This window comes from Arthrobacter sp. UYP4 (assembly GCF_057291175.1).
Window position 1 is genome coordinate 78,972 of record NZ_JBXAVU010000003.1, and the last position, 14,499, is coordinate 93,470.

11 protein-coding genes and 3 tRNA genes are annotated in these 14,499 nt (G+C 68.2%); 8 read left to right on the top strand and 6 right to left on the bottom strand.

From position 1 onward, the window contains the following. Positions 1 to 3 precede the first annotated feature (3 nt). Positions 4 to 91 (top strand) — tRNA-Ser (locus AC0Z9V_RS12595). Between the two features lie 148 nt (positions 92 to 239). Here the strand turns inward: AC0Z9V_RS12595 and AC0Z9V_RS12600 are convergent. Beyond that, positions 240 to 2,354, bottom strand: a complete 2,115-nt coding sequence (locus AC0Z9V_RS12600; RefSeq protein ID WP_485141723.1) for a RecQ family ATP-dependent DNA helicase — start codon at positions 2,352 to 2,354, stop codon at positions 240 to 242. A gap of 93 nt (positions 2,355 to 2,447) precedes the next feature. Here AC0Z9V_RS12600 and AC0Z9V_RS12605 point away from each other — a divergent pair, with 93 nt between their 5' ends. Beyond that, positions 2,448 to 3,854 (top strand): phosphomannomutase/phosphoglucomutase, encoded by a 1,407-nt coding sequence (locus AC0Z9V_RS12605; protein ID WP_485141724.1) that lies wholly within the window; start codon positions 2,448 to 2,450, stop codon positions 3,852 to 3,854. Positions 3,855 to 3,952: 98 nt separating this feature from the next. On the opposite strand, the gene AC0Z9V_RS12610 is transcribed toward AC0Z9V_RS12605, so the two are convergent. Continuing rightward, positions 3,953 to 5,833: a phosphoenolpyruvate carboxykinase (GTP) gene (locus tag AC0Z9V_RS12610; RefSeq protein ID WP_485141725.1), complete on the bottom strand. Its 1,881-nt coding sequence runs from the start codon at positions 5,831 to 5,833 to the stop codon at positions 3,953 to 3,955. Between the two features lie 293 nt (positions 5,834 to 6,126). Between AC0Z9V_RS12610 and AC0Z9V_RS12615 the strand changes: the two genes are divergently transcribed. After that, positions 6,127 to 6,199, top strand: a tRNA-Arg gene (locus AC0Z9V_RS12615). Between the two features lie 94 nt (positions 6,200 to 6,293). Next, on the top strand, positions 6,294 to 7,712 hold the full coding sequence (locus AC0Z9V_RS12620) for a dihydrolipoyl dehydrogenase family protein (RefSeq protein ID WP_485141726.1): 1,419 nt from the start codon (positions 6,294 to 6,296) through the stop codon (positions 7,710 to 7,712). A 6-nt stretch (positions 7,713 to 7,718) separates the two neighbouring features. Here AC0Z9V_RS12620 and AC0Z9V_RS12625 read toward each other — a convergent pair whose 3' ends face one another. From AC0Z9V_RS12625 to upp, 4 genes are all read right to left on the bottom strand, one after another. Next, entirely contained in the window at positions 7,719 to 8,255 is a 537-nt protein-coding gene (locus AC0Z9V_RS12625) for a SixA phosphatase family protein (protein ID WP_459268888.1), read from the bottom strand. A gap of 38 nt (positions 8,256 to 8,293) precedes the next feature. After that, complete coding sequence (locus AC0Z9V_RS12630) at positions 8,294 to 9,112, bottom strand: winged helix-turn-helix domain-containing protein (RefSeq protein ID WP_485141727.1); 819 nt, start codon at positions 9,110 to 9,112, stop codon at positions 8,294 to 8,296. A 485-nt stretch (positions 9,113 to 9,597) separates the two neighbouring features. Next, positions 9,598 to 10,935, bottom strand: coding sequence for an amino acid permease (locus AC0Z9V_RS12635; RefSeq protein WP_133080364.1), 1,338 nt, complete (start codon positions 10,933 to 10,935; stop codon positions 9,598 to 9,600). 111 nt (positions 10,936 to 11,046) lie between these two features. Next, on the bottom strand, positions 11,047 to 11,682 hold the full coding sequence (gene upp / locus AC0Z9V_RS12640) for a uracil phosphoribosyltransferase (RefSeq protein WP_485141728.1): 636 nt from the start codon (positions 11,680 to 11,682) through the stop codon (positions 11,047 to 11,049). A 23-nt stretch (positions 11,683 to 11,705) separates the two neighbouring features. On the opposite strand from upp, the gene tadA reads away from it, so the two are divergent. The 4 genes from tadA (at position 11,706) to AC0Z9V_RS12660 (ending at position 14,430) form a co-directional block, all read left to right on the top strand. Continuing rightward, positions 11,706 to 12,203: a tRNA adenosine(34) deaminase TadA gene (tadA, locus tag AC0Z9V_RS12645; protein WP_485141729.1), complete on the top strand. Its 498-nt coding sequence runs from the start codon at positions 11,706 to 11,708 to the stop codon at positions 12,201 to 12,203. Between the two features lie 39 nt (positions 12,204 to 12,242). After that, complete coding sequence (locus tag AC0Z9V_RS12650) at positions 12,243 to 12,731, top strand: pyridoxamine 5'-phosphate oxidase family protein (protein WP_133080361.1); 489 nt, start codon at positions 12,243 to 12,245, stop codon at positions 12,729 to 12,731. A 69-nt stretch (positions 12,732 to 12,800) separates the two neighbouring features. Beyond that, a tRNA-Ser gene (locus tag AC0Z9V_RS12655) sits at positions 12,801 to 12,890 on the top strand. Positions 12,891 to 13,287: 397 nt separating this feature from the next. Then, positions 13,288 to 14,430, top strand: a complete 1,143-nt coding sequence (locus tag AC0Z9V_RS12660) for a hypothetical protein (RefSeq protein WP_485141730.1) — start codon at positions 13,288 to 13,290, stop codon at positions 14,428 to 14,430. The last annotated feature ends 69 nt before the right edge of the window (positions 14,431 to 14,499 follow it).

Sequence of the window (14,499 nt, forward strand, 5' to 3'; positions counted from 1 at the left end):
GATGGAGACGTGCCAGAGCGGCCGAATGGGCTTCACTGCTAATGAAGTGTGGGCCTAAAGCCTACCGGGGGTTCAAATCCCCCCGTCTCCGCTGAAAGACCCCCGCAGCTGCGGGGGTCTTTTCGTTTGCTCAACCATGGGACCGCGCCGGGACCGTCGCGGATTCCGGTCAGCACCCGGGCCCGGTCCCGGACGCCGGGCAGCGCCCGGGACCGGGCCCGGGCTGGACCAGGGCCGGGTCAGGCCTTCAGCGCCAGGGCGAACGGCAGCACGCTGGATGCCCCGGCGGTGCGCAGCGCCCGCCCTGCCTCGGTCATGGTCCACCGGCTGTCGGCGAAGTCGTCGACGAGCAGCACGGGCCCGGGGTTCGCCGCGAACCAGGCGGCACCCTCGTCGGGAACGGCGAAGTGGTCCCAGACGGAGGCCAGGCGGAAAGCGCTGTTGCCGCCGGGCTGTCCCTGCGGGAAGCCGTGCGGTGTGTCCAGCCGCCCCAGGTAGGGGATGCGGCCGACGGTCGCGAGGGCCTGCGCCAGCGACCCGACCAGTTCCGGGCGCCGCCTGGAGGGGATGCTGACCACGGCGACGGGCCGCTCCTCCCATCCCCACTGCGCGAGGACCCGCACGACGGCGTCGATCACGGCAGGGTCCAGCGGAGCGTCGGGGGTGGCATCGGACATCAGCTCACGCAGCCGGTTGCCCCAGCCGAGGTCCGTGAGACGGGCCAGGGCGCGGCCGGGCAGACTGACCTCGTTCGGCTTGAGCTTCCCCTTGAGGGGGACACCGAGCTTGTCCATCCCGCTGGGCCACTGGCCGCGCGGCTCGAGTTCCACGCCGACCCTGCTGAGGGCCTGACTCGCGGAGTCCGATGCCTCGTGGGCCACCTCGTCCGAGTACCAGGGCCCCGCGCAGTTGTCGCAGCGCCCGCAGGGCGTGGCGGAAGGGTCGTCGAGGGACGCCGACAGGAATTCCATGCGGCAGCCTGTGGTGTTCTCGTAGTCCAGCATGGAGCGCTGCTCCACGATCCGCGCCTCGCTGATGCGTCGGTACCGCTCGGCGTCGTAGGTCCAGGGCACCCCCGTGCTCTCCCACCCGCCGGTCACCTTGCGGACGGCGCCGTCGACGTCGAGCACCTTGAGGAGCAGTTCGAGCGGCGAGCGCTTCAGGTTGACCCGGGTCTCGAGGGCCGGCGTGGACAGCACGATGCCGGGTTCCAGGGCGTCGAGTACCCGGAGGGCTGCATCCTGGGAGGGCATCGAGGCTGTGGCGAAGTACTCCCAGATGTCGCGGTCCTCGGCGCCCGGCAGCAGCAGCACGTCGGCGTTCGGCGTCCCGCGGCCGGCCCGTCCCACCTGCTGGTAGTAGGCGACGGGCGAGGACGGCGCCCCAAGGTGCACCACGAATCCGAGGTCCGGTTTGTCGAAGCCCATCCCGAGAGCGCTCGTGGCCACCAGGGCCTTCACCTCGTTGTTCTTCAGCGCCGTCTCCGCGGCCTCGCGGTCGGCCGGATCGGTGCGTCCCGTGTAGGCGCGGACGGCGTGCCCGTTCTCACGCAGCAGGCGCGCGGTGTCCTCCGCCGCAGACACCGTCAGGGCGTAGATGATGCCGCTCCCGGGCAGGTCCGACAGGTGCGTGAGCAGCCACGCGAGGCGTAACCGGGGGCTCGGCAGGCGCAGCACACCGAGCCGGAGGGATTTCCGTGCCAGCTCGCCGCGCAGCGTGAAGACATCCGTGCCGCCCGCCCCGAGCTGCTCCTCGACGTCCTTGACCACGCGGGAGTTCGCCGTCGCGGTGGTCGCGAGCACCGGGACGCCCTGCGGAAGCCCCATGATCAGCTCGCGCAGACGCCGGTAGTCGGGCCGGAAGTCGTGGCCCCAGTCCGAGATGCAGTGCGCCTCGTCGATGACGAGCAGGCCGGTACGCCGCACGAGCTCCGGCAGGTACAACTCCCGGAAGGACGGATTGTTGAGCCGCTCGGGCGAGACGAGGAGGACATCCACCTCATCGGCCTGAAGCTTGGCCGTGATCTCCTGCCACTCGGTCTGATTGGCCGAGTTGATCGCTTCGGCGCGGACGCCGGCCCGTGCCGCCGCGGCCACCTGGTCCCGCATGAGGGCGAGGAGGGGCGAGACGATGAGTATAGGACCAGCACCCCGCGCGCGGAGCAGCAGGCTCGCGACGAAGTACACGGCGGACTTGCCCCAGCCCGTCCGCTGCACCACCAGTGCACGACGTCCACCCTCGACGAGGGCCTCGATGGCCTCGAACTGCCCCTCGTGGAAGTGCGCGTCCGGCGACCCGACGAGGGTGTGCAGGATGGCGGTTGCTTGCTCGTTCAGCGTGGTGGTCGGCGACATCCACCCAGTATCCCAGCCACCTCCGACAGCCACCGTCGGGGGATCACCCTGTGCGCAACGGACGGTGTGATGCCACCCGATACACTTCGGAGCGTGACTACAACCTTCGATCTTTCTGCGTCCTTCAAGGCCTACGACGTCCGCGGCATCGTCGGCGAGACCATCACGGTGGACTCGGTGAGGGCCGTCGGAGCGGCCTTCGTGGACTCGCTGGGACTGGCCGGCCAGACGATCCTCGTCGGTGGCGACATGCGCCCCTCCTCCCCCGAATTCTCGAAGGCGTTCTCGGACGGTGCGACCCTGCGCGGGGCAGACGTCCTCTTCCTGGACCTCATCTCGACCGACGAGCTGTACTACGCGAGCGGCACCCTGGACCTGGCCGGCGTGACCTTCACCGCCAGCCACAACCCCGCCCAGTACAACGGCATGAAGATGACGCGCCCCGGAGCGGTCCCGGTCTCCTCGGAGACGGGGCTCAAGGACGTCCAGGAACGGGCCGAGCGCTACCTCGAGGAGGGCTCGATCCCCGCTGTGGAGGTCCAGGGCAGGACCAGCGTCCGCGACATCCTCGAGGAGTACTCCCGGTTCCTCCGGACGCAGGTGGATCTCTCGTCGTCGCGTCCGCTCAAGGTCGTGGTCGACGCCGGCAACGGCATGGCCGGCCTCACGACGCCCGCCGTCCTCGGCGATCGCATCCTCCCCGCCCTGCCGTTCGAGATCGTCCCGCTCTACTTCGAGCTCGACGGCTCGTTCCCCAACCACCCTGCCAATCCGCTCGAGCCGGAGAACCTCCGCGATCTGCAGGCCGCCGTCGTCGAGCACGGCGCCGACATCGGGATCGCCTTCGATGGCGATGCAGACCGGTGCTTCATCATCGACGAACAGGGCCACCCCGTCTCCCCCAGCGCCATCACCGCGATGGTGGCCCGGCGCGAGATCGCCCGCGCACAGGCTGCCGGTGAGACCGAGCCGGTCGTCATCCACAACCTGATCACCTCCCGTGCGGTGCCGGAGCTGATCCTGCACGACGGCGGCCGTCCGGTGCGCACACGCGTGGGCCACTCGTTCATCAAGGCCGTCATGGCGGCGGAGGGCGCCGTCTTCGGCGGGGAGCACTCGGCCCACTACTACTTCCGGGACTTCTGGAATGCCGATACCGGCATGCTGGCCGCCATGCACGTCCTGGCCGCCCTCGGCGAGCAGGACGGCCCGCTGTCCGAGCTCGGCCGCGAGTACGAGCCGTACTTCTCCTCCGGCGAGGTCAACTCGAAGGTAAAGGACGTGCCGGGATCGATCGCCCGGGCCCGCGCGGAGTTCGAGCAGGAGGGCGTGGTGGTCGACGACCTCGACGGCCTCACCTTCACGCCCGGCCACGGCAACTGGTGGTTCAACCTCCGCCCGTCGAACACCGAGCCCTACCTCCGCCTCAATGCGGAGGCCGTGGATCCGCAGACGCTCGACGACCTCGTGCAGCGCGTCCTCGCCGTCATCCGCGCCTAGCGGCCCCACCACCCAGCATCAAGCATCCCGGCACCAGGCACCAGGACGACGAGAGACCCCTTCCGGCGGAAGGGGCCTCTCGCATCTCCAGGGGCTGATCAGGCGTTGCTGAAGCGTTCCTTGAGTTCGTCGAGCTGATCCTTGAGCTCGGTCGGCAGGGATCCACCGAAGCGGGCGTACCACTGCTCGATCCCGTCGAGTTCCTCGGCCCACTCGACCGCGTCGACGTGCACGGCTGCCTCGACCTCGGCCGGGGTCATGTCCAGGCCCGTGAGGTCCAGGGCGTCGCCGGTGGGGACGAAACCGATGGGCGTCTCGACGGCGTCGGCCGTGCCCTCGAGCCGCTCGATGACCCATTTGAGCACCCGCGAGTTGTCGCCGAAGCCCGGCCAGGCGAAACCACCCGAGGCCGTGCGGCGGAACCAGTTGACGAGGAAGATCGTGGGCAGCCGGGCCTGGTCCGCCGCGGCGCTCAGGGTGAGCCAGTGGCGCAGGTAGTCGCCGGCGTCGTACCCGATGAACGGCAGCATGGCCATCGGGTCGCGGCGCACGCGCCCCACCTCCCCGGCAGCGGCGGCCGTGGTCTCCGAGGACAGGGTGGAGCCCATGAAGATGCCGTTGGCCCAGTTACGGGACTGCGTGACCAGGGGCACGGTCGTCTTGCGGCGGCCGCCGAACAGGATCGCGGAGAGTTCCACGCCGTCGGGCCGGTTGAACTCCTCGGCGAGCATGTCGATCTGGTCGATGGGCGTGCAGAACCGGGCGTTCGGGTGCGCCGCGGGGTGGTCCATGTCCGGGGTCCAGTCCCGGCCCTGCCAGTCGGTCAGGTGCGCCGGAACCTCCTCGGTCATGCCCTCCCACCACACGCCGCCGTCGTCGGTGAGGGCGACGTTCGTGAAGACGGAGTTGCCCTTGGCGATGGCGCGCATCGCGTTGGGGTTGGTGTGCCAGCCGGTGCCGGGGGCCACGCCGAACAGTCCGGCCTCGGGGTTGACGGCGCGCAGCTCGCCTTCCTTGCCGAAGCGCATCCAGGTGATGTCGTCGCCGAGGGTCTCGACCTTCCAGCCCTCGATCGTGGGATCGAGCAGCGCGAGGTTGGTCTTCCCGCAGGCCGACGGGAACGCGGCGGACAGGTAGTAGGTCTTGTCCTGGGGGGAGGTGAGCTTGAGGATCAGCATGTGCTCGGCCAGCCAGCCCTCGTCGCGGGCCATGACCGAGGCGATGCGCAGGGCGTAGCACTTCTTGCCGAGCAGGGCGTTGCCGCCGTACCCGGAGCCGTAGGACCAGATGGAGCGCTCCTCGGGGAAGTGCACGATCCACTTGTCGTCGTTGCACGGCCATGGCACGTCCGCCTGGCCCGCCTCGAGCGGGGCGCCGAGGGAGTGGAGCGCGGGCACGAACGGGGCGCCGAGCTCGGTCATCCGGTCCAGGACCGCGCTGCCGATGGTCGCCATGATGCGCATGGAAGTCACCACGTAGGCGCTGTCCGTGATCTCGACACCGAACTTGGGGTCCTCGGCGTCGAGGTGGCCCATCACGAAGGGGATGACGTACATCGTGCGGCCCCGCATGGATCCGGCGAAGAGACCCTTGAGCTTGGCCTTCATCTCGGCCGGGTCCATCCAGTTGTTCGTGAAGCCCGCCTCCCGCTCGTCCTTCGAGCAGATGAACGTCTGCTCCTCCACCCGGGCCACGTCCTTGGGGTCCGAGAAGGCCGCGAAGGAGTTGGGGAAGATCTCGGGGTTCAGCCGCACGAACGTCCCGGACTCGACGAGTCCGTCCGCGAGCCGCGTGTTCTCGGCCTCGGAGCCATCGACCCACACGACCTCGGCAGGCTGCGTCAGCTCCTGCACGTCCCGTACCCAGGCCAGCAGGCCGGCGTGCGTGGTCGGCGCGGAACCGGACCCGACCGCCGGTGCTCCGACCTCGGAACCCGTGGGTGGTGTGTCGACCGCAAGCTCTCGTACGGGATCGCCCATTACTCTTCCCTTCGTTGGGGGTGCTCGATGTGTATCGATGCTAGGTGTGGGACATTTCAGGCAAGGGCGTGGGCCCGGAAACAATAGGCACAGCACCCCGGAGATCCGCGCCACGGCGGCGATGTCCAACGCTTACGTCAGCCCTCGCTGTGACAAAGGTCACATAGACCGGTCTAGCTTTCTTCGCGTCACACGGCTGATTAGGCGCCGCGGCGAATCCACGCTAGAGTTGTCTACGGCCAAACGGCCCGCTTGTAGGACTGGTTCGCACTGCGGATCGACGACCTGCGGATGCGTGCGTAGCTCAACGGATAGAGCATCTGACTACGGATCAGAAGGTTGGGGGTTCGAATCCCTTCGCGCGCACAACGGTTCCCTGAACCATCGAAAGGCCCCGGCTCCGGTCGGGGCCTTTCTGCGTCGGGTTGATCCTTCGCCGTGTCGGTGGAAGGCTCGGCCCATGAGTGAAGCCAAGACCATCGATGTCATTGTGATCGGCGCCGGCGCCGTCGGGGAGAACGTGGCGGGCCGCGTGGTCCAGAAGGGCCTCTCGGCGGTGCTCGTCGAGAGCGACCTCGTCGGTGGTGAGTGCTCCTACTGGGCCTGCATGCCGTCCAAGGCCCTCCTGCGTCCCGGCACCGTCCTCCGGGCCGCGCGCGGTGTTCCCGGTGCGCGCGAGGCAGTGACGGGGACCCTCGACGCCGGGCAGGTCCTCGACCGCCGCACCTCGTTCACCTCGAACTGGGATGACTCCTCCCAGGAGGAGTGGGTGGCCTCCGCAGGCATCGCCCTGGAGCGGGGCTGGGCGAAACTGTCCGGTGAGCGCGAGGTGGAGATCACCCATGGCGATGGCTCGACGACCACCTACCAGGCCCGGCACGCCGTCGTCCTGGCCACCGGTTCGACGCCGACGATCCCGCCCATCGACGGCCTCGCCGACCTCGACTACTGGACCACCCGGGAGGCGACGTCCGCGAAGGAGGTCCCCGCCAGCCTCGCCGTCCTGGGCGGCGGGGTGGCCGGCGTCGAACTCGCGCAGGCCTACGCGCGGCTCGGCGCGGAGGTCACGGTCATCGCGCGGAGCGGCATCCTCGGCAACTACCCGCCGGAGGCCTCGGGGCTGGTCCTCGACGCACTGCGCGCCGAGGGGCTCACCGTGCACACGGACACCGCCACCACCTCGGTGCGCAAGGAGAACGGCCTGTTCGTGCTCGACATCGGCGAGGGCCGGAGCGTCACCGCCGAGAAGCTGCTCGTCTCGACGGGCCGCCACCCGCACACCTCCGGTATCGGACTCGAGAGCATCGGCCTCGATCCGAAGAAGCTCACGCGGGACGACACCGGGCGCGTGCCCGACGCCGGCGGCTGGCTGTACGCCGTCGGTGACGTGGGCGGCATCGTCCAGCTGACGCACCAGGGCAAGTACGAGGCCCGCATGACGGGCGACGCCATCGCCGCCCGCGTACAGGGAACACTCGGGGACCACGCGGAGGACTGGAGCCCCTACACCTCGACCGCGGACCGGAGGGCGGTCCCGCAGGTCGTCTTCACCGATCCGGAGATCGCCATGGTCGGACGCACCCTCGAGCAGGCGCGGAAGGACGGCGTCAACGCCTCCGAGACATCACTCGAGATCGCTGTGGCCGGATCGTCGCTCCATTCCGACGACTACAGCGGCTGGGCGCAGATCGTCGTCGACGAGGACCGGAAGGTGCTCGTCGGCGTCACGTTCGCCGGACCGGACGTCTCCGAGATGCTGCACTCGGCGACCATCGCCGTCGTCGGGGAAGTGCCCCTCGATCGGCTGTGGCACGCCGTGCCGGCCTATCCGACCGTCAGCGAGGTCTGGCTGCGGCTGCTGGAGAAGTACGGGATGTAGCAGGGGTCAGCGAAGGCTCGACGCGCGGCGCACCACGAAGTCGGTGACCTCGGCGTCGCGGCCGTCGAGTTCGGCCCATTCGCCGTCGTACGTCATCACGGTGAGACCTGCCGTCGGGTAGTCGGTCGCGAGATCCATGACGGCGCGCTCGCTCGACCGGACCGACGCGAGGCGCATCGCCAGCTCCTGGATGCCCGGATTGTGGGCGATCACGAGGAGGCTCGTGACGGTCGGCGGCACGTGGTTGATCAGGGAGAGGATCTCCGACGGCCGTGCGGCGTAGAGGTCGTCCTCCAGCTTGGGCGTGGGCGCCTTGTCGCCGAGTTCCTTGCACACCCAGGTGCACGTCTGTCGTGTGCGCAGGGCGGTGGAGACGAGGATGAAGTCGGGGACGGCGTCGTGGTCGAGCATCCAGCGACCCACCAGCGGGGCGTCCGCGTGGCCCCTCGAACTGAGCGAGCGCTCGTGGTCGGGCACGCCCTCCTGGAACTCGGCCTTCGCGTGGCGCAGCAGCAGAAGCTTCTTCAGGTGGTGGGAGGCCATGGTCCGAAGTCTATGGCCTCCCCCGGCCGCGCATGAGCCTAGATGGAGTACTCGGGAGCGGCCCAGACGACCACTTCGGGGTGGTCGTAGAAACGGTAGCCCTGCCCCCGCACGGTGCGGACGGTGTTGGCCAGGCGACCGAGCTTCGAGCGGAGGCGCCGGATGTGGACGTCGATGGTGCGTTCGTTCGGCACCTCGTCGGCATTGCGCCAGAGTCCGCTGAGGAGTTCCTCACGGCCCACGGTGCGCGTGGCGTTCTCCACGAGGTAGTTGAGGAGCTCGAACTCCTTGAAGGTCAGGTTCAGCGTCTCACCGTCGAGGTGCACCTCGCGGCGCGACAGGTCGATGAGGACGCCCGTGGGGCGGGCGGGCTGGGCCTGCGACGGTGCCGGGATGGCGTCGGCACGGGGTCGGCGGGCGACCGTCGGGTCACCGAGTGCCGCACGCACGACGTCGATGTCCGAACCCGGCGCGTCTGCCGGAGCCAACGCGACCGCTGCGTGGCTCTCCGCCGTCGGGACCAGCGACCGCACGTAGGACCGGACATCCTGCGCCAGCTTGGCGAACGTGGTGCCCGCGGCTGCTGCGGTGGCCTCGTCGAGCGCGACGTAGAGCACGAAACCCCGAGCGGTGGTATCACCGGTGACCGCCTGCGGTCCGGGAACGCCGTTCGGCGTGACCACGGGGATCGGAGCGCTCAGCGGCTGGGCGTCTCCGCCGGGAACCGACTGAAGGCGCGAATGGGGGTGGGGAACCTGCGGCGCGTGGGCGTTGAAGGCGGGAGCGAACTGCTGGCGTGCCTGCCGGTTCTGCGGGGAGCGGAGGGAGATATGGACGTAGCCCGGATTTACTGACATGAAAACAACCTCGTGAAGTATGCCGTCATCGCGGCTCGAATGCGGGATGTGCCCGGTCGGGATGAAGAAGGATGCCCGCCGTTGGGCTTGAAGTGCGTAAAGAGGGTCTGGGTATAACCGTTACGCGTGCATTCGATAACAGCGGAGGTCCGCTCCGGACATGGCGTCCAGGGAGGGAACTACCGCTGCAGATGCGGGTGAGTTGGTATTCACATTTCGAATTATTGCATGTAACAATCGCCTACGCGCAAGTAACAATGCCTGAATGTCCAGCATACGAGCACTCGGCGTGGCGGACGGCTGATGGTCGCGAGAGCGCGCCACCGCGACGACACGGCGATCCGTCCGGTCCCTGGCGGGTCCTGCCGCCTTCCGTCCATACAACGAACGCCGTCCGAACGCACACCGGAGCCCGCACCAGCGGATGGCAGACGCAACCCTCCAGTGCCCTGCAGGCACCTGAAGGGCCGGAGGCCGCACCCCGGCTAGGAGGAGACGCGCTCCTGTCGCTTGCGACCGGCACGGGCGGCGAGGAACAGCAACGATCCGACCACCGCGTATCCGATGGCGCCGAGCCAGACCACGCCGGTCTGCTGGGTCAGCAGGGCGATGCTGGCGATGATCGCGAGGATCGGCACGACCCGCGGTACCGAGAAGTGCGGGTGGTCGACCTTGTCCTTCTTGAGGACGAGCACGCTCACATTGGCCGACAGGAACACCAGGAGCAACAGCAGCACGGTGGTCTCGGCCAGCGTGCCGACATCACCCACGAGTGAGAGCACGATGGTCAGAGCGGCGACGACGACGATCGACACCCACGGCGTGCGGCGCTCGGGCAGCACGCGGCTGAACGCCCGCGGCAGCAGCTCGGCCTCCGCGAGGCCGTATCCGACCCGGCTCGCCATCACCATGAACAGCAGGGCGCCGTTGGCGATGGCGACAAGCGCGATGAGGCTGAACAGCCAGGGCGGGATGCCGACGCCGCTGGCGGTCACGACGGCGAGCAGCGGTCCGGTGGACTCGGCGAGTTCGGCCGGCGGCAGGACGATGACCGCGCCGAGGGCGATGAGGAGATAGACGACCGCGGCGGTCCCGATGGCGCCGAAGAGGGCTCGGGGGTAGGCCCTCGACGGGTTACGTACCTCCTCCGCCATGTTGGCGGCAGCCTCGAAGCCGAGGAAGGAGAAGAAGGCGATGACGGATGCCGCGAAGGCACCCTGCAGCGGAGGGACGTCCGGAGCGAACTCGAGGAGTCGGGCAGGCTCACCGTTCCCGCTCCCGAGGACGACGGCGGCGAGCACGATCACGAGCACCAGGCCGGTCACCTCGATCACGGACGCGACGAGGTTCGCGGCGAGGGATTCCCGGACGCCGCGCAGGTTGATCAGCGTGAGCAGGATGATGAAGACCACTGCGGCCGGAGCAGCCGGTACGTCGATGAGTGCCGCCAGGTAGTCACCGGCGAAGGCGTTCGCCAGGGCAGCGGCCGTGGTGATGCCCGAGGCCATCATGAGGAACCCGACGAGGAACGAGAGGTAGGGGATGTTGAAGGCCCGCTCGACGTACCGCGCCGCACCGCCGGCGTGCGGATACTTGGTGATCAGTTCCGCATAGGTCCCCGCGGTGAGGAGCGCCAGGACCAGCGCGATGAGCAGCGGGAGCCAGATCACGCCCCCGACGTCGTCGGCCATGGTGCCGACGAGGGTGTAGATGCCGGCTCCGAGGGTGTCTCCGACGATGAATGCGAACAACAGCGGCGTACCGATCGCCCGCTTCAGACCGCCCTCGGTACTCGACTCGGTCGCGCTGATGTCCTTGGTCATCGCCCTATTCGACCCCGTCGACCGCGCCGGCGCAACCCTTCAGCGATCTTCCGACGGAACTTGTCCGGCTCCTGCCGTGGGCCGGACCTGCCCGGACGCTCCGGGGTCCGGCTAGCCGACGACGCCGTAGAGGCGGTCTCCCGCGTCGCCGAGGCCCGGCACGATGTACGACTTCTCGTCGAGCTTCTCATCGATCGAGGCCAGCACGATGGTGACATTGCGGCCGTCCAGCTCCTCCTGCAGGGTCGCGAGGCCCTCGGGAGCGGCGAGCAGGCAGATGCAGGTGATGTCCGCTGCACCCCGCGCGAAGAGGAACTTGATGGCCTCACGGAGCGTGCCGCCGGTCGCGAGCATGGGATCGAGGACGAAGACCTGGCGCCCGGTGAGATCGTCCGGCAGTCGCTCGGCGTAGGTGATGGCCTCGAGGGTCTCCTCGTTGCGGGCCATGCCGAGGAAGCCGACCTCCGCCGTCGGCACGAGGCGCGTCATGCCTTCGAGCATCCCGAGGCCGGCACGCAGGATGGGGACGACGAGCGGCGTGGGCTTCACCAGCCCCGTTCCCTCCGTCTTCGTGACGGGTGTCTCGATGGACACGGTCTCGACGCGGACGTCCCGTGTGGCCTCGTAGGCCAGCAGGGTGACGAGCTCCTCGGTGAGGAGGCGGAACACCGGCGACGACGTGTCCTTGTCCCGGAGAACCGTCAGTTTGTGGGCTACCAGGGGGTGGTCGACTACCAGTACGCGCATGGGTCAAAAGTACCATTGAGCCCATGAACCCCTCCCCCCGTGCCATGGACGCCGAGCATCGGGCGTGGATGGCGCTGGCGCTGGATGCGGCCGTGCGGACGCACCCGAGCTCCGATGTCCCCATCGGCGCCGTCGTCGTCGACCCTGGCGGTGACGTGCTGGGCACCGGGTGGAACCAGCGCGAGGAACTCGGCGACCCGACCGCGCACGCGGAGGTACAGGCCATCCGCGCGGCCGCTGCACAGCTCGGCGCCTGGCGGCTCGAAGGCTGCACGCTGGTGGTCACTCTCGAGCCGTGCGCGATGTGCGCCGGGGCTTCCGTCCTGGCTCGCATCCCGCGCGTCGTGTTCGGGGCCTGGGACGAGAAGGCGGGCGCCTCGGGGTCGGTGTTCGACGTGCTGCGCGAGCGCCGCCTGAACCATTGGACCGAGGTGTTCGCGGGCGTCCGCGAGGACGAGTGCGCGCGCCTGCTCGGGGAGTTCTTCGTCACTCAGCGGGCCCCCCGAACGAATAGTGCGTAGGCTTAGTAAATACGCAGCAGACCTCACGAAGGAGCAGACGTGGCAGACCAGCAGGACGGTTTGAAGGAAGTGCAGGACATCCTCGGCAAGGCCGACATCGCCAATCTCACGACGGTGAGCCTGGACGGCAAGCTCGTCAGCAGGCCACTGGCCCTGCAGGCCAGGGACTTCGACGGCGATCTCTGGTTCTTCACCGAGGATCCGTCCCCGAAGGCCGACGAGATCCGCGCGAACCCGCAGGTCAACGTCACAGCGAACACGGGCAAGGGCTACGTGTCCATCGCCGGCACGGCGACCCTGACCAAGGACCAGGCCAAGATCGACGAGCTGTGGGGTCCCTCGGTGTCCGCATGGTTCGAGAACGGCCGCGACGATCCCGCCGTCGCCCTCATCCACGTCGACGCCGACACCGCCGAATACTGGTCCATGGATGCGCCGCGCGTCGTCTCGGCCGTGAAGATGGTCAAGGGTCTGGTGACGGGCAGCAAGCCGGACTCCGGCAAGAACGAGGTCATCGAGCTGCCCTAGCGCCTCCTTCCGGCGGCCGGCGCGCCCCGTTTTTGTCTGACGCCTCCAACCCGGTAAAGTAGCGGCGTTGGTGACGTGTCCGAGCGGCCGAAGGTGCAACACTCGAAATGTTGTTTGGTGTAAAAGCCAACGTGGGTTCAAATCCCACCGTCACCGCCACTGAAAACCCCCGGGAAACCGGGGGTTTTCTGCATTCCCAGGGCCATGGTGGTGCATTTGTGGTGCATTTTTCGAAGATCAACTCCCCATCGCGGTGCTTCCGCACGCGCCACAGCGTGGGCCGATGGTTCAAACAGGGCGCCCCTCGTCCTAATTCGCTGTTGGACAATCGACGTAGCGACCGCCATCAGTTCAACCCATGGACGAGCCAGTGTCTTCCGGCTATCCTGTTCGTGGGCATGCTGGTGTGCCCCTCTCCGAGTCCGAGTTCCCACGCGACGACGACACTGAGGACAACGGTTGCCGATCCAGTGATTCACCCCCTGTCAGGTAGAGATCTCTCTCGTGTCACAAGGGCCGGTAGGCGTGGGGTACGTAGCCCAGAACAGAGATAGAGATGACCTCCGACAACCACACCCACGACCGCGCACTGCAGCAGGACGCTCACGCCTGGGCCAAGTTCACGGGCTGCAACTACACCACCGCGCGGAACCAAATCCAGAACCCTCTTGCCCAGGGCTTCCTCGGCGATCGCATCAGCGCACGGGAGCTGATCGACACCCTCACCCAGCACGATGTCCTCGCCCAGGAGGGTGACGAGTTCGTACTCGGCGAGCTGGGCTTCGGTGCTGAGACCAAGTGGACCTTCAACGGGCGCGACGACTTCGTCCAGATGGCGCTCATCACGGACATGCTGCGCATGTTCTCCCGCCAGCCGGCGACCGAGTCCCCCGAGATCGGCAGCTACACGCTCAAGCACACCGCCGAGGACTTCCTGAAAGGGACGCCTGCCGGGTACGTGACCAACGGCCGGCTCATTTGGGCTGCGGCCGCACTCGGCCTGCCCATCGCCGAATACGACGAGGACGGCGAGCCGAACCTGCTGATCGGCATCCCGGAGAACGAGCACGGCTACGTGTCGAAGTCCGTGCGATCCGGGCAAACCCGGCCGCAGGCCCACCACTTCCGGCCGCCGGGCTACGAGCACCTGAGGACGGCGATCGCACAGGTGCTGGCCGGTGAGCCCGCACCTGAGCGCTGGGCTGGGCCTGAGGCCGGCGGTGCCGAACTGGCCCCGTTCCACGACTGGCTGGTCGCCCAGGCAGACCGGGACGATCCCGTCGGCGTCTTCGCCGGCGACTACGCCGACAGCATCCAGATGAGCATGCACCGGATCGCACCGACCGCAGACGAGCTGCTGGTGCTGCTCGGCGAGATCCAGCGCTCCCCGGAGGCCTACGACGATGCGCGGTCCGCGATCAGAGAGTGGCTCGACACGCTGTCACCGTCACCTGGCATCCGCACACGCAGGGTCAGCCGACACTCCGAGGACTCTGACGGCTACGGGGCCGGCGGCGGCAGCGTGGAGCGGCTCACTTTCCAGTGCCCCTGCGGCGACGGACTGATTGTCGAAGAGCACGACAACATCCCGGGCTTCCGGGAGCACGACGTTGCGATCATCTGCCCGAAGTGCCGCGAGGAGTGGCGCTTCCGGGATGGACTTTCTGTGAACCAGTGGGCACTGGAGCCTGTGTTCTAAATTCCAGAGGAGAGAAGCACCAATACGAGAGCCCCACGGGCATAAACCGGTGGGGCTCTCGTATGTCAG